Genomic DNA, 22804 nt, shown 5'->3' on the forward strand with positions numbered 1-22804 from the left:
GAAAAAGCAAAGTGTTTTTAAAACCTTTGAACTGCAGAATACATAACTAAGTAACACGTACATAAACAGCACTAAATTCTATGATAATTAAAAGCACAAAAATAATGAAGCTAATTTTCGAATTTAGCGCATATACTTATCAAGAACATCGGACATGATTTTACGAGCTACAGGTGCAGCTGCAATACTACCACCTCCTCCATGATCGACAAAAACGGTAACAGAATAACGAGGATCTGAATATGGAGCAAATCCTAAGAATAAAGCATGATTACGTCTTGCCCATGCAATAGAATCACGATTTAAATCATCTTTAGCATTTAGTTTGCTTTGCACCTGAGCAGTGCCTGTTTTACCAGCTAACTTCCTATTTTCAGCAAAAATTCTATTATAATACGCCGTACCTCCAGCAACATTCACAGTATTATACAAACTTTCTTGTATTATTTTAATATTTTCAGTCTTAATATTCACATTATAAAACTCTGAAGCATTTTTTAATATTCTAGGCGTATATAGCTTACCATTACTTGCAATAGCTGTAATAAATCTTGCCAACTGAATTGGTGTTACCCCTAAAAACCCTTGCCCAATTGCTAAATTAAAACTATCACCTATTGACCAAGGAAGTTTTAATTTTTTCTTTTTCCATTCTTTTGAAGGTACAAACCCACTACTTTCAGGTGATATATCAATACCAGTTTTTGAACCAAAACCAAATTCTCTTGCAACTGCAAGAATTTTATCCGGGCCTACTATTCTAGCAAGTTCATACATATAAATATTACAGGAATACTTTAAAGCAGACATCATATCGAGCGTACCATGCCCTCTATGATTCCAACATCGAAAACTATTAGTACCGAGAATAGAGCTACCATCACAAAAAACTGTTTTATTAGGATTAATTCCTACTTCAAGTGCTGCAAGTACGGTAATTATTTTAAAAACCGAACCAGGAGGATAAGAATTTTGTATTACCTTATTAATTAAAGGTTTATGCGGATCGCTAATTAAACTTTGCCAATAATTTTCTGATAATTTACTGAAATTATTTGATTCAAAACCTGGAGTAGAAACACAAATTAGCACATTTCCAGTTCTAATATCCATAACTATTGCAGAAGAACCTTTAGGATTTAAGTATTGCTGGATTTTTTTCTGAAGAGACGCATCAATATTTAAATGCATATCAGCCCCTGATTGGGTAGGCGTCTCTGATATTGTCCTTACCTGTTTACCATAAGCGTTGACTTCAACTTTTTTATAACCGAATTCTCCTCGTAATTTATTATCATAATATTTTTCAATACCGGATTTACCTATATTAAAATCACTTAAACTACGTATATTTAACTCTTGCTTCTCTTGCTCATTGATCTGGCCAAGATAACCTATTAAATGAGAAGTAGTGCTTGAAAAAGGATAAAATCTTAAATACCCTACATCAATAAATATTGCAGCTAGTTTATGCTTTTGCTCTTCAATCATCGAAACTTGTTCCCAATCAAGATGATCTAGTATTGTTAAAATAGTGTGACGACTAGATTTTTTAATTTTTTGCTTAATATAATTATATTTATCTGGAGAGAAATTTAAAATGTTACTAATTATTTCCAATTCATCTCTATAATTATTATTAATACTCTTATCTATTACCAACTGATAACATGGTTTATTAGTAGCTAAAATATTACCATCTAAATCATAAATTTTCCCTCTAATCGGCGGAAGTACAACAAAATTAATGCGATTTTTATCTGATAAAGTCCTATATTCTTCACTTTTAATAAGCTGTAAATAAAACATTCTTATGCCCAGCAGTGATAAAAACCAGAGTTTACCTAATCCAATTATAAAGGCTCTTCGTGAAATCAACTCACCATGTAGTATTTTTTTATTTAGCATATTTTTTAAAATAATTCATAGGAGAGTCAAGTATAAGACGAATTATATTATAAGAAAATATAGTTGTTAAAAATTGAAAAAAAATTATTAGATACCCCTCTGCGTCTAGATGCTTTATTGTTACCAATAAATATTTAAAATTCAATATAAATAAACAATAAACACAAAAAACAACAAAATTTATTAAATAATTTTTAGCTAAAAAATATTTTGAAGATAATTTATAAATTATATTTGCTGATATAAAAACTAAAGAATCTGTACCAATAGGCACGCCACTTATTTGATCTATCAATAGCCCTAAAAAAAATATGCTAAGAATATTTAGGGAATATAACGACATAAAATAATAAATAAATATAATTTCCATTGCTGGGAAAATTCTACTTTGGATATTTATTTTATAACTCATTAGTGGAAATAGTATTATACAAAAACATAGCAAAGCAAAGAAAAACTGTAATATTACTTGCAAGCTATTTTTATATATTTCCTGTTTGATCTTTAACATAAATAATGTAGTTTTTTATAATTGTTTTATAATTCAGTGTTTCCTGCTTTACGTAAAAATTACTTACTAATGTACTAAGCAATATCAAGAGATTTAATGATATTGTAGCAAAGCCTCACTCCTCGAAATGACTGCTCTGGTATCCATTACATTACAAAATATAAATTAATTTTCTTTTTGTACAATAATATATACTCTATTTTCCATCAGCACTTAGCACTCATTCTTCTTATTCTTTAGAATTTGTAGAGCTAAACAGTTTTATTTTAATATCAAATTATTGCTTGTTTTAGTATAACCAAAAAGACTAAAGATGTAAGATAAGATATATTAGATTCATTTGTTATATTTTAACTTACTCAATGTCATTCCTATACAATTCGGAATTCCACATAATACGCAATAATTTTTGCTTTTTAAAAATTTGCTTTATTTATACTTTATTACTAGAGCAATAATATAACGAGCTATACTTATAACACAAATGTTGCAAATTAAATGAGTATATTTTTTAACTCTCTTCCTCATTTTGTTCTATCGGTTCCAAACCATATAAAGATATCATACGTTCAAAAACTCTACCAGCAGTCGGTACAGCAGTCCAGCTTGCTGTTGCAAAGCCAAAGCTTTCTTTAGTTGGTTTTGGCTCATCAAATCTAATAAAAATAACATATTGCGGATTAGATGCAGGAAGTATACCTAAAAATGACGAAGCTCTACTATTTTTAAGATATTTCTTTTTACCTCCTACACCTTGTGAAAGTTTTTCTGCTGTACCAGTCTTGCCACCGATAAGATATCCTTTAATCTCTGCTCGTTTACCGTTACCTTCTTTCACTACTGATCTAAACAATTTCTTCATTTGGGTAGAGGTATTTTCACTAAAAACTTTTGTACCGATTACTTTTTGAGTCTTTCTTTTTAATAAAGTAAGATCATATAAAGTGCCACCATTAACAACTGGTAAAATCGCTCTTACAAAATGTAAAGGGCTAATTGAAATACCATAGCCATAAGACATAGTAACACTAGTTAGTTCATTCCATCTTTTTTCTGAAGGAAATAATGGTGTGCCTCGTTCAGGTAATTCTATTTGTAACTGATCTAATAACCCTAATTTCTTTAGGTATTTTTTAAAATCATTTTTACCGATTTCAAGCATGATTTGACTTGTACCAATATTTGAAGAATATAAAAAAATCTCAGGTACGCTATGCCACCCTTGCCGTGGGGTATAATCCTTAAGCTGGAATCCTCCTACTTTCATATAGCTTATATCATAAGCATCATTCATATTGATTACACCAGTATCAAAACCAACCGCCATAGTCAATGATTTAAACACCGAACCCATTTCATAAATACCGAGACTTGCCGTATTAAATAGCTCTTCCGGTTTTGCTAAACTTGGATAATGAGGATCAAAATCAGGCTTATTTACTAATGCAAGAATCTCACCGTTATTAGGATCAGCAATAATTCCTACTGCTCCTATTGCATTAAATTTCTTTAACGTTTTATCGATCTCTTCACTTAAAATACTTTGTAATCTAATATCAATAGATAATTGGAGTGGTGCTTTCTGATCCTTTAGGTCATTTAATTCATAATCAGTATTAGTTAAATATTTATCATACGCGAGTTCTAAGCCACTCAGTCCTACTGCATCTCTACCTACATAACCAATAACATGTGACAATAAATTTGAAAAGATATAAATTCGTTTCTGCTCTTCTTCAAACTCAAAGCCAAGTAACCCAAGGCTAATTATCTTTTCTTGCTGACTAGGTAATAAATCTCTTTTGACCCATATAAAGCTTTTATTTGACTTAAGTTCTTTAATTAATTTAGCTTTATTAATATCAGGTAAGATTTCTGCTAGCTTTTTTACAGAAGTTTCAGGATCAAGTACTATTTGTGGATTAGCAAATAATGAGGCAGATGGTAGATTCATTGCTAATAAATTACCATTTCTATCAACTATTTCTTTTCTAAATTGATGTTTTTTTTTGAAGGAATTAATATTTTTATCGTAAACATTCGTAGCAACAATTATTAATCTGTAAGATACAGTAGAAAAAAGAAAAGAAAAACCACAAATAACCATTAATAATCGAATTTTTGTGTTTTTACTACAAATATTCCAAATTATTAGACTTTTAATCGCAGGCTTCCATTTTTCTAAAATTTGCTTCATTTTATTTATAGTGTCTTAAGTAGCAATCATGTCATTGTAAGTGAAAACTATAAGTTTTGAATAAACAATCTTATAAAAATTCCTGAGATGGCAATGCATCCTATTACTAACTAGCTCATAACAATTACTTAACTCTACTTGAAACAGTCTGTATATACTTATTATTCATAATTCTTTTGTAACGCCATTTATTACTCTTTGAAATACTAATATTATGATTAAATTTAATATTTTGTTCGATATTTGGTGCTAACGGATCATTGATCATTTGATATGATTTCACTATTTCTAATTTCAAATAAGCCGCAGCGAGTTTTTCCAATCTAGTTGGCAAAAGTAGATAAGCTTGCTCTGCTTTCAAAATATTAATATTATTATTCTCACTATTAATCTGTTTTATCACACTCCTTAATTGATAATTCAGAGTTGAGACTCGATCCTTGATCCGGAATAAACTACATATTGCTATAATTGTTATAAATAATATTGAATAGTGAAACTTTCTAGTCATAACTAAATTACATAATAATACTTCTTAAACAATTTTTTTTAACAAAGTGTTACCTTACTGGATACCAAGCGCATCATTGCTACAGCACAGCACTACGCAACGATCGCATGCAAAGATAATAAATTTTTCTATCATTGTCTTAATTAGCTCGTGCTTTCAAGAACATGAAAAATAGTAAATTCAACAATGACTTATAATATCTTTTTTGCAGCTCGAAGTTTTGCAGATCTAGCTCTAACATTAAGCCTTATCTCTTGACTTGACGGTGTTAAAACTTTGTGCGTAATAATCTCAAGCCATTTATTTTGATCAATTTTTATTTCATCTTTAGCATATTTAGATCTTGCTACCGGCTTTGCTGAATTTTCTTTAAAGAAATTTTTAACTATTCTATCTTCTAAAGAGTGAAAAGATACAACAACTAAACGTCCATTTTTCTTTAATATATTTTTTACATTCGCTAAAAACCGCTCTAATTCACCAAGCTCATTGTTGATATAAATCCTAATAGCTTGAAAAGTTTTAGTTGCAGAATCAATTTTGCCTTTTCTAAATCCTATACTGTACCTTACAATTTCAGCTAATTTGCGAGTACTATCGATTCTTGCAATTTTTCTATATTTGATGATATTCTTAGCTATTCTTCGTGATAAGCTCTCATTACCATATTTATAAATTACATCTGAAATCTCTTCTTCATCTGCAGTATTTACAAATTCCTCAGCACTAAACCCTTGTGCACTCATACGCATATCTAATGGTCCATCATACAAAAATGAAAATCCTCTACCTGCGATATCTAACTGCATTGATGAAACACCTAAATCCATCACTATCCCATCAAATTTTTGTTGCTTAAGTTTTCCAAAGCTGTCAGCAAAATTTGTTTTTATAAAACTAAATCTCTCACCGTAATCTTGCTTAATTTGTTCAACTCTTTCAATTACGTGTGGATCACAATCCAGAGACGTTACAGAACAATAACAACTTTTCAATATTGCGTTACTATATCCTCCTGCGCCGAACGTACAATCTAAATAAGATTCATAGCCTTTTGGAGCTAAAACCTCCAAAACTTCACTTAACATTACCGGTATGTGATACTGTGACATTAATGCACATTTCTTAGAGTTAAACGCTTTTCATGAGCGATATTTTGAGCGTAACTTAAATATTTTTCAAAATTCTGAGGTTGCCAAATCTCAAAAATTATTCCCTTTCCTACAAAACATGCCTGCTCTTCTATATCTGCATGTTTCATTAAAGACTGCGGCAATATAATTCTTCCCTCCCCATCGAAGGCAAGCTGTACAGCTTCCCCAAATATCATAGTCTCAAAAGCATCACGTTCCTCAGAATAAGGATCAAGAGTCTCGATCATTTTCCTTAATTTCTCGATATGCGCAATACCACACACTTCTATACAATTATTCCTAATCGACGGATAAGCAATAACACCGTTAAATAATTCTTTCCCTAGTACTGCACGATAATTTGCCGGCACTGTTACCCTACTCTTTTTATCAACACCATTGATATACTTAGATAGGAATACATTCATTGGTATAATTCGGGTTAACTTGGGATTTAATGGTAATTTATAGGATATGATAGGACTATAACATAGTCAAGCGTTTTTAATAGATAGGAGTTCAATTATTAACGTGTGTCTTTATTACCATTACACACTTGCATTCTTAATTCTTAAATTATTCGTGTTTTCCGTCATTTTAAGAAAATTTCACTATACGAAATGATCTCATACAAAAAACCTAAGATTACCGTATTCCTTACAATCACACACAAAACTCAAATTTTGATATATGATTAAATTAAACAAAACACAATGAGTACAGTTAAGAAATACAAATCAGATAAACCTATTGCTAAGCTTGTGAGATATAATCCCTCAAAAACAAACGCCTAAACTAGGCGATGAAAAGATAAAATCGTTATGTTTTTGATAAGTGACATGACAATTGTATTGATTTCCTCAAATTCACAATAAACATATTTTGATTGCAGCAGTACAATAATTAACACTTTACTACATAAAATAGGGAAAATTTATGAAATCGAGAAACTAGAAATAATAAATTATAGATGCAAACTCGCTGTTATATCACAAATACACTATAGTTATAGACTATTTAGCACGAGCAATAATAGATATATGAATACTACTTAATTTTGAGAAAATTTATGTTTTATTTGAAATAATTACTGATTAATGTTAATAATTACGTTTTACATCAATAAATGTTAATTAGGTTGCAACTTAAAATAGGTATTTTAAACATAAAACTATCCACTTAATCATACACTAACTATATCAGTAAAGAAAAAATTACTAAAAAATAAAATATTTAATATGATCTAAAACAAAATATTTTGAATCAAGATACATAAAACTACTAAAACATAGTAGTACACATCATAATATTACTAAAAATATATTGAGAACAAATACTAAGTTTTATCTTTAAAATCTAATTTATGTTTAATTTACCTATTGATAATATCATTGTATTCATATATCTAATATCTATTCTAGTTATTGGTATATATTACCGAGCTAAACATAGTAGTTTTAAGAACTATGCAAATGTTGAACGCAAATCACAACATAATAAGCTATTACTAATAGCTACTATATTTACAAGTTCTGTCGGAGGTGCTACCACCTTTGGCATTATGGAAAAAGTGTTTTTAGGACATGGATATTATGCTTACGCTCTAATAGTTACAATACCTATAGATATATTAATTGCATTCTATATAGTGCCTTTAATTGTAAAACATTACGGCGCTGAAAGTATTGGTGACATAATGAGTAGATATTATGGTAATACAGGCCGTTTTATCGGTGGTGTTAGCACAGTTATCGTTTCAGTAGGTTTTTTAGCAGCTCAGATAAGCGTAAGCGGCTATATTTTCAAATATATCTTAGGAATACATTATGTACATGGGGTGATTTTAAGCTATAGTATAGTACTTATATATACTACAATAGGTGGGTTACAATCAATTGTTTTTACTAATTTATTACAATTTTTTGCAATGATAATTGCTATACCTGCTATAACTTTTATAAGTTTAAATAAAATCGGTTTTGTATATTTTATAGATAATTTCACAAACACAAATTTTGATCAAACTAATCTACTATATTATGCTATCACAGCAGCTTTAAACTTTAGCGTGATGAATCTATATCCGACATTTATACAAAGAGCGTTAATTAATAAAAATCCTACACACACTATTAAAGCAATATATATAAAATCTGCTATATATTTTTTCTTCTTGATTTGCATTACTTTAAACGGCTTAATTGCATTTAATCTTTACCCAAATCAACCATCAAATTTAGTATTACCATATTTAATCAACCAAATCATCCCACCTTTAATTCAAGGATTTGTTATTAGTGGACTATTAGCTGCAGTTATGTCTACTGCGGATTCTGATTTAAACGTTACTTCTATATCTATTGTTAAAGATATAATAAATCCTATTGTAAAAGTGAAAAATCAGAAAAAATTATTATTAATTACACGCATTATTAATGTTATAATTGGAAGTTTGGCTATAATTGTTGCTTTAAAATTTAGTAATGTAATTGATTTAGTAATGTTCTTTACAGGTTTCTGGGGTCCTGTAATATTAGTACCATTAATAACAACACTTTTTGATATCAAAACATCTAAAATTATAATTGTCTTATCATCATTTAGTGGAGCCGCAACTTTTTTAACGTGGGAATATTATGCTTGCTCATTGCAATATTTCAACCTTAGAGGAGTATTTGTAGGCACCATCGTGAGTCTTGTGATATTTATTTTAGGACAAATAATTATTGCTAGAAAATTATGTAAGTAATGGTCTGTAAGCAATTTTACTTCCTGAGATCACAGAACTCATTATGTGCACATTCTTGTTTCTTGTTGAATCGCTCATTTATATCATGCTTGTAATAACAAAAATCTATTCATAACTAATATAGTCTAAAAACTTAATCGCATGGTCAAGTTTAAAATACTAAATTATTAGTATTTTTTTAAATAAGATATGTGTGTTTCTATTTAAAGTTAAGACATCTTTATGCGCTTCCAATACCATTTTCATGAATTATCAAGTGAGATTTTGCGATTTAAAACATTAAAAATCATACTAGCAAGTGATTTACTAATACCTTTTACTTTAGCAAGCTCATCTATAGTTGCATTACAGACTGCTTTATATGAACCAAAATAATGTAGCAAAGCTGTTTTACGAGCTTCACCTACACCATCTATATCATCAAGGCTTGATATTTTTATAGCACGTGATCTACCGAGTCTATGATTTTTTATAGCAAAATTATGTGCTTCATCCCGTAGGATTTGTAAATATTTCATAACCAGCAAATTTTTATCTAAAGTAAATACTTCTTTACCTTGCATATGTAATTGTTCAAGACCAGCATTTCTATCTCTGCCTTTCGACATACAAACAAAAGGGATATTCATCCCAAATTTATCCATTACCTCTTTAACAACAGTTAAATGTCCTTTACCACCATCTATAATCATTAAGCTTGGCAATTTATTCGGCTCATTTTTAAGTCTAGTGAATCGTCGTGTTAAAACTTGCCTAAGCATCCCATAATCATCACCTTTTATGTCATCTCGTAGTTCTATCTCTGAACCTATTGTAAAATTACGTGATGACAATGAAAAAACCCTATATTCTTTTTTATCAAAACCGATTTTACCAGCAACGACCATCACTCCTACTGCAAACATACCTTGAATATGACTATTATCATAAATCTCAATTCTTTCCGGAATCTCAGGAAGATCAAATAGCTTTTTAACTTCAAACATAATTTCTGTGTTCTTAGTAATTTTCTTTAAATACTGTTCTAGAGAGAATAAAGCATTGACCTCAGCCTTGTGAACTAATTTAGCTTTATCACCTTTATGAGGTACTATAATACTAAGATCAGATATATTATTGATTTTCTTAATCGCCTCTATCACATTCTCTTTAGAATTAATTTCATGATTCATAATAATTTCTGAAGGTACTTGTTGTTTCTGATAAAATTGTAATAAAAAATATTCTAATACTTCTTCGTGGGTACTATTTTCAGTAGAAGAAAAAAAATAAGGAATATTACCATATGGTTGTCCTGCCCTATATAAAGCTACCTCAATACAATAATGCAAGTCCTTATGCACAATAGATATAATATCTGCGTTTTTAACAACATCTAAAATCCGAGACTTAAGCTGCACATAACTAAGCGCCTTAATACGATCTCTGATTTCTGCTGCCTCTTCAAAACGCATCTGACTACTTAGCTCTTGCATCTTTTTAGATAGGTTTTCCTGTAGTTCTCTAGTACGGCATTGTAGAAAATCCTTTACCTGTATTACTAGCACTCTATAATTTTCCTTATTTATTTTACCAACACAAGGAGCATAACAACGTTTTATTTCATATTGTAAACAAGGGCGAGTACGAGAATTAAAATAATTATCTGTACAGGAACGTAATTTAAAAATTTTTTGCAATTCCGTTAAAGTAGTATTAACTTGTGTATTTGATGCAAAAGGACCAAACAATTTTCCGTCACTTAGAGCTTTACCTCGATATTTTAGTAATTGTGGAAAATCATGATCTAAACTTAACTTGATGAAAGGGAAAGATTTATCATCCTTAAGGAGAATATTAAATTTCGGCTGAAATTTCTTAATGAGCTGTGCTTCTAATAGTAATGCCTCAACTTCAGAATGAGTTATAATGTACTCTAAAAAATAAGTATTTGCAATCATCCGTAGAGTCTTATTATCTAAATCGCTTTTAATGTAATTAGTAAGACGTTTTTTTAAAATTTTAGCTTTACCGACATAAATAACTTGCTTACTAACGTCTAGCATTTTGTAAACTCCTGAACATTCAGGAGCATCTATAATTTTAGATTTAATTAACTCACGTCCACTAATTTCTAAACTCATCTTTTATTTATCAATTACAAAGAAAAATTGTCAGTTTGGGCAGGATACTATAAGGATGTTGGAAAAGATTTAAACAATGTGCAATACCTCACAATGATGCTTTAGCTAATTCCCTATTTTATTATAAGGATTATCATTTGCTACTTTAACATTTACTATTTTTTGTGTATTATCATCAAAGAAAAAGGTTACTTTAAACTCATCACCTACATTTAAATCTACTTTTGGGTCATAAAGCATGATATGCATGCTACCGGGCTTGAAATCAACATTAACATTACTAGAGATTAAAAATGGGTAATCTACTTTTACCATTTTACTACCACCTTGATCATTAATTGTTTGATAAATTTCTATCCAACCTATCTTATCTGAAGATATATTCACTAACTTATAACTTTTACTTCTAGTATTTATTAATGTAAAATACATAGCAGAGTTGCTAACTTTAGCTTGCACATTTGTTGTAGGCATTGCCCAAGGCTGTACAAAGTGCACTGCTGCTTCTGCAGGTAATAGATCATCTGAATGATTAGAAGCGACATTTGTAAAATTAGGATTTTGAGTCGTTTGGTCAGCATAGCTTAACGCACAAATTAAATTAATAAAACTAACTAATACAATTTTTAGCATAAAAGCACCTTATAAGAAATTTAAATATAATATTATCATAAGTTATTTTTTTTGTACAGTATTCTGCTTCAAAGCTTCAAAAAATTTTTCTATTACATCATGCATTCCGTGTCTTATTGTTTGCTTTATATAATAACCTTACTTACTACAGTAGTATCAAATATGCATAAAATGCTTATATTTCAAAAGTGATATCTAATTATTTTAAATATACATTAGAGCATATAGCTAGTAACATTAGACAAAGAATTACCAATTTAAAAGATAATCCCTCCATAATAATTACAGATTATATGAAGAGCTGACGATTCTACTAAAAATTCATTCCAATGATTTATGTATTTTAACTTTTAATACTAAAATATCATTCATTAAATTCTGAGTTGATAATCTAACTTAAATCTTCTGGCGCTAAATTACAACAACTTTAATAAAGTCGATATCATAACCATACTCTCTTAGTATTAAAGAATTGCGTGATACACTCCAAAAAAATAGCTCCATTCTAAGTAACATATCTCTAACTTGTTACTTTTCAAGAAGCTATGTTTGGAAATATAATCTACAAATAGCACCTAAGTTTACCATTACGATGATAAGAAGCTTCGATATCGTTATAATCTAAAATAGCTCTATATTTTCCTTTTTTGTGCAATATTACTCACCTGTTACTAATTTAAATATTATGTTAATTTGTTTATCAGCTATACTATATAAATACACAATAATCATTTCTTACATATTCTTTGATTATGATCAATGAATGGTATCATTTTTGCTACATAACAGTATTCAGTCACATCATATTGATGATATTTATCTGCTTTAAAAATTGTACAATTAGTTATAGTATAATCCGTTTAAACTTTGGTAATAACGATTCACTCTATGCAAGTTTAAATGTAGTACAACCCCATTCATTACCATTCCATTGATAAATACTTGATTTGCTTTCAAAAGCTATTAATTCTTGCATGTTCTTACCATTATTAAAATTTCATAAATTTTAATATTTAATTATACGGCTAAAAGTTCATTAGAAATATTCATAAGGTTGCTTCAAAGAAAAATTACTAAAAAGCGTTAACCTTACTTTTAAAGAGTAAAAAACTCTAGTTTACATAGAGTTTACTATTTATTGATAAATGGACATAGAAATTAAAATGGTGGAGGCAAAGGGAATCGAACCCTTGACACTCTGCGTGCAAAGCAGATGCTCTACCCCTGAGCTATGCCCCCAATTGTGTAAAAGATATACTCTTTGTAAGAAACTAAGATAAGCTTTTCACTAATCCCCAAGGTAACGGCTGATTATTACTTCCTACAACTAAATCCCCTGAAGATTCATACTCAGCAGCTATAAAAGAATTTTGAGCTGAAATAAGCTTTACCGGTTTAATTTTCTGACCGTTATGCAAATATTCCTTAGCTTGCTCCCTAGAAGTAGGATTATTTTTAGAAGCTGTTTTCGCTTTAGCTTTAGACATATACACTATTCACTTTGTTACACCTGTAGATAATATAAGACTTTTTACTAAACTTGTCAATAACTACCTTCTAGTCTCTACAGAATATTGTTATTCTTCTGTTACAGTTATTATCATTGGCTAATGCTATTTCAAACTTTACTTATGTAATATCATAACATACTAACATCTACTTTTCTCTACTTATGCGTTGTTATTAGTATAATACCATTTCTTAATACTCAATAGAAAATTTTTAAAAACTGCACAATTGATGTACAGAACTGCCTATAACAAACTAAAATATCTTAAGTCATAATTTGCTATATTTAAGCGCTTACTGATTCATATAAATCCTAGCCACACTATTACGACTCCTTATTGATATTCAATATTCTGACACTTTATATAAGTTATGTGGAGTGCATCTGCATTTCAAAAAGTATCATTATCATTTACTACTAACACATATTAACATTTGTTTTTTTGAAATAACCATCTAGCAATTTTAAATGCATGAATTAAAACATCGCAAATAATTCAGGAATAAATACTCTACACACACTTTATCTAAAAAACTAGAAACTAAATTAGTTTGAATAATATTGTATATCATACAGCAATAAGTTACGATTTACCATATTCAGAATTTTATAATTACTAGTGAAATAAAATTATTAAGTATGATTATTTGTATAAAATACTAAATAATAAGAGTGTAACCAGGAATACCTTCTTATACTGCATTTTTTCAAAATGTCACTGTGAGAATCATTATACAAATCATACAATAAATTACCTTGAACAAAGGTACCATACAGGATAACAATAGTATCTCAATCTTCTGCACTATAAAATATAACTTAGCTTAGATTTTTAGAAAACACTGACGTAAATATTGATTAATTTGCACCATGACAATATTTATATTTCTTACCTGAACCACACGGACACAGCTCATTACGTGATACTCTACCCCAACTCATAGGATCATCAGGTTTTCTATCTTTTGGGTCAACGCGTAACACGACCGGTTTAAGATAAGTTTCAATACTATTTCCAGCATTATATTTACTAAAAGCTGGATCTTCCCGACTCTCACACATATTTTTTTGAAGTTTTTTATGTTCAAGTGAAATATCTTCTTTTTGAAGATGTCTTAAGTCGATATGGAAGTGATATACAGTTTGAATAAATAATTCTTTTAAATTATTAAGCATTTGCTCAAATAAATTAAATGCTTCTCTTTTATACTCACTCAGAGGATCTTTTTGTGCATAAGCTCGAAGTGAGATACCTTGCCTTAAATGATCTAAGCTATATAAATGATCTTTCCACACTTGATCAAGAGTAGTTAGTAAAATATATTTTACCGCATTATTCATTAACTCACTACTATATGCTTCTTCTTTTGACTTATATATATCATGAGCCATTTGTATAACAAGCTTCGTGATATCTTCTTCTGTCACATCATTTTTATGCACTAAATTATGATCAAATTTTATAGAAAAGATACGATGTAATTCTACAGTTAAATTGTCTATATCCCAATCTTCTCTATAAGAGCCTAACGGCATAAAAGTTAATACTATCTTTCTAGCGAGTTCCTCAGTAGTACTATTTAAGAAACCGTAACTATCTTTAGATTTAATAATTTCAGTACGTTGCTCATATATTATCTTACGTTGATCATTCATTACATCATCAAAACGTAATAAATTTTTACGCATCTCGTAGTTATGTGCTTCCACTTTTTGCTGAGCTTTCTCAAGTGAACGACTAATCATCGGATGGTGAATAGCTTCTCCGTTTTTTAAGCCAAGTGTTCTAAGAACTCCTGATATACGATCTGATGCAAAAATACGCATTAAATCATCATCAAGTGATAAAAAAAATTGGGTTTTACCAGGATCGCCTTGTCTTCCTGATCTTCCTCTTAACTGATTATCTATCCTACGGCTTTCATGCCTTTCTGTACCTATTACAAATAAGCCACCTGTTTCAATAACCTTCTGCTTTTCTTCAGCAATTTGAGCTTTAATTTCAGCTGTTTTAGCTACATAATTACGATCTTTATTAAGCTGTTCTATTAACATTTCAGGATTGCCGCCAAGCATAATATCAGTGCCTCGCCCTGCCATATTGGTTGCAATCGTTACGGCTTTAAACCTACCTGCTTGAGCAATAATGAAAGCTTCTTGCTCATGAAATTTAGCATTTAATACGTTATGAGGTATTTTTTCTTTATTTAAAATACTTGACAATTCTTCTGACTTTTCAATACTTATGGTACCAACAAGTATAGGCTGACCACGATTGTAACAATCCCTAATCAACTTTAAGATAGCATCATATTTTTCTTGTTTACTTCCGTAAATTTCATCATCAAGGTCAATCCTTGTAACTTTATTATGTGTTGGAACTGCAACAACATCCAAATTATATATATCTTTTAATTCTGATGCTTCAGTCATAGATGTACCAGTCATACCAGATAATTTATGATAATTACGAAAGTAATTTTGAAATGTAATAGATGCCAAAGTTTGGTTCTCATTTTGAATTTTTACATTTTCTTTTGCCTCTAATGCTTGGTGCAAGCCTTCTGAATATCTACGTCCCTCCATTACACGTCCAGTAAATTCATCTATAATCATTACTTTACCTTCACGCACCAAATAATCAACATCAACAGTAAACATATGATGAGCTCTTAATGCTTGATTAACATAATGTACTAAATTTAAATTCTCAAAATCATATAAACCAGTATCAGGTTTTATAATACCATCTTTAATTAACAGCGATTCTATATTTGTAATACCTACTTCTGTTAAGTTAATAGTTTTTAGTTTTTCATCTTTTTCAAAATCACTGTCATTAAGCAAACGTATAATTTTATCAATTTTACCGTATAATGCTGAATTATCGTTAACTGGACCCGAGATCACTATTGGGGTTCTTGCTTCATCTATCAAAATCGAATCAACTTCATCAATAATAGCAAAATTAAAAGGACGCAGTACGCGCTCTTGCATACTATACTTCATATTATCCCTTAAATAGTCAAAACCAAGTTCATTATTTGTTGCATGAGTAATATCGGAATTATATGCAATCCGTTTTGCTTCATCAGTCATACCTGCAACAATACATCCAACCGATAATCCTAAAAAATTATAAATTTTACCCATAGAAGCAGAATCACGAATTGCTAAATAATCATTCACAGTTACAACATGTACACCTTTTCCAGTTAAAGCATTTAAATATGCAGGAAGCGTTGCAACTAATGTTTTACCCTCACCAGTACGCATTTCTGCAATCATACCACGATGTAATATAAGACCACCTATAAGCTGAACGTCAAAATGTCGCATACCACAAACTCTGCTAGCCGCTTCTCTCACTACTGCAAACGCTTCATATAAGATATCATCTAAAGTAGCTCCGTTTTTAAGTTTTTCTTTAAACTCTACAGTTTTATTCTTCAACGCCGCATCTGATAATATCTTTATTGCAGGCTCAAGTGAGTTAATCTTTGTAATTTCAGAAAATAGTTTTTTTACAGTACGATCATTAGCAGTCCCAAAAAGTTTTTTTAAAATAGAAAACATTAAAATCCTTATGATGTCGTATTTTTAGTAATTTTAGTACTTTACTATAGGTATATTTTATAAAATAATCAAATATTATAATTTTTAAATGAATAATTTTTTATCAAAAGGTATTTTTTTTATTAATAATAAAATATTTTAAATAGCTGTTGACGGTGATATATTATTTTTATAAAATTTAAGCTTATGTTTAACACAATGATGAGTCATATGAAAAAATTATCTGTTATATTTTTATCAGTTAGCATGCTTTCCAGTATTGCTTTTTGCGACCAAGATAAAGTCGTAGCTACATATAAAGGTGGTGAAGTAAAAGAATCGCAAATTATGCAAGAATTTAAGCCTCAGCTCAATCTTCAATCCGGCGAAACAATAAAAAATTTTGATGATTTTCCACTACAAGATCAGGAAAAATTAATAAAAATTTATGTTAATAATCTTTTGTTAAAAGAAGAAGTTGCTAAATCTAGTATTACTTCATCTAAAGAATTCCAAGAAAAACTTGAAAATGCAAAAAATCAATTAGCACAGCAAGAATTACTAGCAAATTACATAAAATCTAACATTACAGATAAGATGTTTGATGACGAATATAATAAATATGTTGATAACCTTAAAGGTAAAGAACAAATAAAGGTTGCTCATATTTTAGTTAAATCACAAAAAGAAGCTAATACTGTAAAGACTAAATTAAGCAAAGGAGGAAATTTCAATAAGCTTGCAGAAGAATTCTCACTTGATAAAGCTACAGCTTCAAATGGTGGGGTTATAGGTTACATTATACTAAATCAATCAGGGCAATTAGTACCAGAATTTGAAAATAAAGCGTTTGCATTAAAAGTAAATGAAGTGTCAACTCCAGTCAAAACAGATTTCGGCTGGCATATTATAAAAGTGCTTGAGAAAAAACCTGTACCTATTCCAACAAAAAAAGAAGCAAAAGTAACTATCGATAACATATTAGCTGCAGAAATATTAAAGAAATATATTTCTGATTTAGAAGCTAAAGCTGATTTAAAAATTATGTTACCTAAAGCAAATAGCAAAACTGGATCTTAACTTATTTAATAAAAGAGCAGCATAGCTTATCGAGTTCATTACTACGAAAAAGCAAGAATCAAGTATAAAATCTTTTTATAGGTTCTTGCTTTCGTGTGCATGATATAGCGTAGATTTTTTAAATAATGTAACACCACATAAGATTACCTAAAATTATACTGAACAATTACTTTCAACTATGGCAAACGCTATGCATATAGGGTAATCATCAGAAAGAGAAAGGTGAATATGAAAAGGAATAAGTTTATTTGTATAGTGTGAACTCACTTCTACTACAGGTTTACCTAAATTATCATTTATTATAGTAATATTTTTAAAATTTATACCTTGACCGATACCTACTCCAAATGCTTTACTAACAGCCTCTTTAGCAGCAAAACGCTTTGCTAAAAAAGTAGCATGGTTTGGTTTATCCAACAAAGTAAATTGTTTTAATTCTTGTGATGTTAGAATTTTTTTAGCAAAAAGTTCTTGGTATAAATTTAATATTTTTTCAATTCTAGGAATTTGTACTATATCAGTACCGACACCGATAAGCATTTACTTATCAGTTTCATAATCTTCGCCATTCTCATTAATAAAGATTTGATCATCTAAATCAGAATAATCTTCCCCGATATAAACTTCAGGTAAATATTCAAATTTTTCTTCTACATCTTCTGATTCATCTTGATTAACAAGTGGCTCTATCATAGAGCTGGTACGCAAACTATTTATTAAATCCTGTTCTAACTGAGGTACCGATACTTTGCCTGCAGCAATTCTACGTAATGAGATAACAGGAGGCTTATCACGCTTTTCTTTTTTAATTTGATTAGTTTCCACTTTATAATTTAATAATTTCGCATATCTTGTGGCTAGTACAACAAGCCGAAACCTATCCGGTATAATTTTATTACAATCTTCTGCTGTAATTCTTGCCATAATTTTCTCCGTTAAAATTTTTTATTGTAATATAAATTGATTATAGTACCTATACAAGTAACTCACAGTACAAATCCATTATTCAAACTTTAAGCTAGAGCCTATATTCAAAGCCCTAAACAACATCTGTAACCAACCATAACATCAATTGAGTTATTATACCCTTTTTATATCAGCACCGCAATTACTTAATTTTTTTTCTAAATCTTGAAAGCCACGATCTAAATGATATATTCGGTGTAATACGGTCTTACTATTAGTACTAAGACCAGCAAGTATTAGCGATACCGAAGCTCTAAGGTCACTCGCCATAACTTCTGCTCCTTTTAACATCTCTACACCTCTAACGACCGCCTTATTACCTCGCACTACTATATCTGCGCCCATTCTACATAATTCAGGCACATGCATAAAACGATTTTCAAAAATATTCTCAGTAATCATTGAAACACCACGACTAAGCGACATAAGACTCATAAATTGAGCTTGTAAATCAGTAGCAAAACCAGGATAGGGATTAGTTTCTAAATCAACTGAATTTAACATTCCTGCATAAGTTACTTGAACTCCATTATTGATCTGAACAACTTTTATACCAGTTTCAATAAGTTTTAATGCTATATTTTCTATAATATTGTAATCAATCCCACAGATTTTTACATCACCTTTAGTAATAGCTGCAGCAAACATATAAGTACCTGCTTCAATACGATCAGAAAGCACTTTATAACTTGTTTCATTTAAACAATCTTTACCTTTAATCGTTATTGTACTACTTCCAACACCTAAAATATCAGCACCCATTTTTATAAGACAATAACATAGATCTACTATCTCGGGTTCGCGACCACAATTAAAAAGTACAGTTTCCCCATTTGCTAAAACTGCTGCAAGTATTGCATTAATAGTAGCCCCAACAGAAACTTTATCAAAAACAAAATGCGTGCCTTTTAAACGTCCTTTACTTGAAGCATTAATATATCCATCCTCTATTTCAATCTCAGCACCCATAGATTTTAATACAGCAATATGTAAATCTACTTGCCTTGCTCCAATCGCACAACCACCAGGAAGCGATACTTTTGCTTTACCATATTTGGTAAGCAAAGGACCAAGAACCCAAATTGATGCTCTCATTTTCCGTACTATTTCATAATCTGCAGTAAATTTATTTATATTTGTGGTATTAATTATAATCTCCAATGCGTCCGTGTGTTCTATTATTCTAATACACGCACCATGATTTTGGAGCAAATCTTTCATAGTACTAACATCTGTTAATTTTGGGACATTAGTAATATGTAGTTTATTTGTAAGAATAGATGCAGCCATAATAGGTAATACTGCATTTTTAGCACCACTAATATTAATACTACCTTCAAGTGGCTTACCACCGTGAATAATTAATTTTTGCATAAGTGATTATCGTTCCTGTACAACTTGATTATACTCTTCTATCATTACGTGGTCAAGCAATGTGATTACACAAAGCCTTTGATATATCTATAGTATTCAGGTATTACATTATATATCTAAATTCATAACATTTAAAGCATTAGCTTGGATAAATAATCTACGAGGTTCAACAACATCACCCATTAAAGTAGAAAAAATCCCTTCGGCTTCATCTACTTCAGAAACTCTTACTTGAAGCAAAGTTCGCTTTGTAGGATCAAGAGTGGTGTCCCACAGCTGATCAGAATTCATCTCTCCAAGACCTTTAAAACGCTGAATAGTGATTCCTTTTTTACCGCATTCTATAATAGTATTTAACAACTGACTTGGTGTTACAACATCAAATTCTTTACCTTTTACTATAAGCTTTAATCGCTTACTAAATATATCAAAAATTGATAAAGCAAACTGTGATATTTCTACAAATTCAAATAATTCTAACTGCTCTTTCAACAATATTTTAGTGTTTTTTAAACCTCTACTAAAATGGAAGAATTCTATTCTATTCTCATGTTTTAACACTTGCAAATTAGTTTTATCTGGCGATTCTTCTAAATTATTTAAAACATCTAAAGCTTTTTGAAGCCTTGAACCACTTTCAGGCTCAAATATTTTTTTATTAAATAAGTCATTAATTGCAAGAATTTCAGTAATTGAGCGATTAAATTTTTTACTAGCACGATCAAGCAAACAGTTAAACTGAACTACTTTATTAATTAGATCTTCTAAATTATAACCTATTAACTGCTCTTGACCGTCTAGAATTAATTTTGTATCATTAATAGTTGATTTTATTAAATAATTTTGCAAAGCTTGTTCATTCTTTAAATAAAGCTCAGATGCACCACTTTTTACCTTATAAAGTGGTGGCTGTGCTATATATAGATAGCCTTTATTTATGAGCTCTGGCATATGACGATAAAAAAATGTGAGTAACAAAGTTCTAATATGCGAACCATCAACATCAGCATCGGTCATAATAATAACTTTATGGTATCTAAGCTTTTCTAAAGAAAATTCTCGTTCAACACTAATCCCAAGAGCTGTAATTAATGTACCGATTTGCTCCGAACTAAGCATTTTATCAAACCTTGCTCGTTCAACATTTAAAATTTTACCACGCAAAGGCAATATAGCCTGAATTTTGCTATCCCTACCCTGCTTTGCAGTACCACCTGCAGAGTCCCCCTCAACAATAAACAATTCTGAAATAGCAGGATCTTTTGCATGGCAATCTGCAAGTTTACCTGGTAAATTTGAGACTTCTAAAGCTGATTTTCTTCTAGTAAGTTCTCTTGCTTTTCTAGCGGCTTCACGAGCATTGGCCGCTTCCATAATCTTAGCTATAATTGCCTTAGCTTCAATAGGATGTTCTTCAAACCACTCAAGAACCTTTGTATAAACGGCATTCTCTACAACAGGTCGCACTTCAGAACTTACTAGCTTATCTTTTGTTTGAGAAGAAAATTTAGGATCAGGAACTTTAACAGATAATACACAACAAATCCCTTCTCTAGTATCTTCACCGCTAAAATCATGTTTAGTTTTTTTATTAAGACCTGTAGTATCTAGATAAGAAGTGATAACACGTGTGATCGCTGATTTGAAAGCACTAAGATGAGTCCCACCATCACGCTGCCTAATATTATTAGTAAAACATAGAATATTCTCATGATAAGAATCGTTCCAATGAATTGCAAGCTCAAGGCTTATACCGGACTCAACATGCTCAGTATTAACTACTATACATGGATGGATAGCATGCTTTGCTCTATCTATGTATTGTACATAAGCTTCTATACCACCTGTATAAAAAAACTCTACTTTTTTAACTTCTTCAAAACGATTATCAATGAGTAGAATCTTTACGCCTGAATTTAAAAAAGCAAGTTCTCGCAGACGATGCTCTATAGTAACAAAATCAAATTCTATATTAGTGAATATTCCTACAGATGGGAAAAAAGTAACTTCCGTACCTTTTTTATCAATATTTTCTTTGACAATTGAAAGTGGAGCTTCAGTTATACCATTATTAAATCTAATAAAATATTCTTTATTATTACGCCAAATACGCAACTCAAGCCACTCAGAAAGTGCATTTACTACCGATACACCAACACCATGCAGACCACCTGAAATCTTGTAGGAGTGCTGATCAAACTTACCACCTGCATGAAGCTGAGTCATAATCACTTCAGCGGCCGATATCCCTTCTTCTTCATGAATCTCAACAGGTATACCTCGTCCATTATCAGATACAGTTACCGAACCATTTTTATTTAATGTTACTCGTATTAAATCACAATAACCAGCAAGCGCTTCATCGATAGAATTGTCAACTACTTCATAAATCATATGATGTAGACCAGATCCATCTCCAACATCACCTATATACATCCCTGGTCTTTTTCTGACTGCTTCAAGACCTTTTAACACCTTTATAGAATCAGCACTATATGATGATTCATTACATTTTTCTTCAATTCCCGACATAATACATATTGCACTTTATTAC

Annotated in this window: 16 protein-coding genes and 1 tRNA gene; 2 read left to right on the forward strand and 15 right to left on the reverse strand. The window is 30.2% G+C overall.

Annotated features, from left to right (window positions below; translation table 11 throughout):
• Positions 1 to 123 precede the first annotated feature (123 nt).
• The 6 genes from mrdA to mraZ form a co-directional block, all read right to left on the reverse strand.
• Positions 124 to 1908, reverse strand: coding sequence for a penicillin-binding protein 2 (mrdA, locus tag RT_RS02735; RefSeq protein ID WP_011191002.1), 1785 nt, complete (start codon positions 1906 to 1908; stop codon positions 124 to 126).
• Positions 1898 to 2419, reverse strand: a complete 522-nt coding sequence (locus tag RT_RS02740; protein ID WP_011191003.1) for a hypothetical protein — start codon at positions 2417 to 2419, stop codon at positions 1898 to 1900. Before RT_RS02740 ends, mrdA begins: the two co-directional genes overlap by 11 nt.
• A 511-nt stretch (positions 2420 to 2930) precedes the next feature.
• Positions 2931 to 4616: a peptidoglycan D,D-transpeptidase FtsI family protein gene (locus RT_RS02745; RefSeq protein WP_011191004.1), complete on the reverse strand. Its 1686-nt coding sequence runs from the start codon at positions 4614 to 4616 to the stop codon at positions 2931 to 2933.
• A 124-nt stretch (positions 4617 to 4740) separates the two neighbouring features.
• On the reverse strand, positions 4741 to 5127 hold the full coding sequence (locus RT_RS02750) for a cell division protein FtsL (protein ID WP_011191005.1): 387 nt from the start codon (positions 5125 to 5127) through the stop codon (positions 4741 to 4743).
• Positions 5128 to 5318: 191 nt separating this feature from the next.
• Entirely contained in the window at positions 5319 to 6239 is a 921-nt protein-coding gene (rsmH, locus tag RT_RS02755) for a 16S rRNA (cytosine(1402)-N(4))-methyltransferase RsmH (RefSeq protein WP_011191006.1), read from the reverse strand.
• Positions 6239 to 6688, reverse strand: coding sequence for a division/cell wall cluster transcriptional repressor MraZ (gene mraZ, locus RT_RS02760; RefSeq protein WP_011191007.1), 450 nt, complete (start codon positions 6686 to 6688; stop codon positions 6239 to 6241). The genes rsmH and mraZ overlap by 1 nt, the downstream gene beginning before the upstream one ends.
• Before the next feature lie 935 nt (positions 6689 to 7623).
• Here mraZ and RT_RS02765 point away from each other — a divergent pair.
• Positions 7624 to 9009, forward strand: coding sequence for a sodium:solute symporter family protein (locus RT_RS02765; protein WP_011191008.1), 1386 nt, complete (start codon positions 7624 to 7626; stop codon positions 9007 to 9009).
• Positions 9010 to 9251: 242 nt separating this feature from the next.
• On the opposite strand, the gene uvrC is transcribed toward RT_RS02765, so the two are convergent.
• The 5 genes from uvrC to secA form a co-directional block, all read right to left on the reverse strand.
• Positions 9252 to 11132: an excinuclease ABC subunit UvrC gene (uvrC, locus tag RT_RS02770; protein ID WP_011191009.1), complete on the reverse strand. Its 1881-nt coding sequence runs from the start codon at positions 11130 to 11132 to the stop codon at positions 9252 to 9254.
• Between the two features lie 105 nt (positions 11133 to 11237).
• Positions 11238 to 11765 (reverse strand): copper chaperone PCu(A)C, encoded by a 528-nt coding sequence (locus RT_RS02775; RefSeq protein ID WP_011191010.1) that lies wholly within the window; start codon positions 11763 to 11765, stop codon positions 11238 to 11240.
• A 1164-nt stretch (positions 11766 to 12929) separates the two neighbouring features.
• A tRNA-Ala gene (locus tag RT_RS02780) sits at positions 12930 to 13004 on the reverse strand.
• A gap of 32 nt (positions 13005 to 13036) precedes the next feature.
• Positions 13037 to 13252 carry a hypothetical protein gene (locus tag RT_RS02785; RefSeq protein WP_011191011.1) on the reverse strand — a complete coding sequence of 72 codons (216 nt, stop codon included), beginning with the start codon at positions 13250 to 13252 and terminating at the stop codon, positions 13037 to 13039.
• Between the two features lie 881 nt (positions 13253 to 14133).
• A complete protein-coding gene (gene secA / locus RT_RS02790) occupies positions 14134 to 16851 on the reverse strand; it encodes a preprotein translocase subunit SecA (protein ID WP_011191012.1) in 2718 nt (905 codons plus the stop codon).
• Positions 16852 to 17061: 210 nt separating this feature from the next.
• Between secA and RT_RS02795 the strand changes: the two genes are divergently transcribed.
• Positions 17062 to 17910, forward strand: a complete 849-nt coding sequence (locus RT_RS02795; RefSeq protein WP_014419445.1) for a peptidylprolyl isomerase — start codon at positions 17062 to 17064, stop codon at positions 17908 to 17910.
• 153 nt (positions 17911 to 18063) lie between these two features.
• Here RT_RS02795 and acpS read toward each other — a convergent pair whose 3' ends face one another.
• The 4 genes from acpS to gyrB form a co-directional block, all read right to left on the reverse strand.
• Entirely contained in the window at positions 18064 to 18450 is a 387-nt protein-coding gene (acpS, locus tag RT_RS02800; RefSeq protein ID WP_011191014.1) for a holo-ACP synthase, read from the reverse strand.
• Positions 18451 to 18834 (reverse strand): DNA-directed RNA polymerase subunit omega, encoded by a 384-nt coding sequence (gene rpoZ / locus RT_RS02805; protein ID WP_011191015.1) that lies wholly within the window; start codon positions 18832 to 18834, stop codon positions 18451 to 18453.
• A gap of 156 nt (positions 18835 to 18990) precedes the next feature.
• Positions 18991 to 20250, reverse strand: coding sequence for a UDP-N-acetylglucosamine 1-carboxyvinyltransferase (gene murA, locus RT_RS02810; protein ID WP_011191016.1), 1260 nt, complete (start codon positions 20248 to 20250; stop codon positions 18991 to 18993).
• A 108-nt stretch (positions 20251 to 20358) separates the two neighbouring features.
• On the reverse strand, positions 20359 to 22782 hold the full coding sequence (gene gyrB / locus RT_RS02815; protein ID WP_011191017.1) for a DNA topoisomerase (ATP-hydrolyzing) subunit B: 2424 nt from the start codon (positions 22780 to 22782) through the stop codon (positions 20359 to 20361).
• Positions 22783 to 22804: the final 22 nt, after the last annotated feature.

The organism is Rickettsia typhi str. Wilmington (genome assembly GCF_000008045.1).
Taxonomy (GTDB): Bacteria; Pseudomonadota; Alphaproteobacteria; order Rickettsiales; family Rickettsiaceae; genus Rickettsia; species Rickettsia typhi.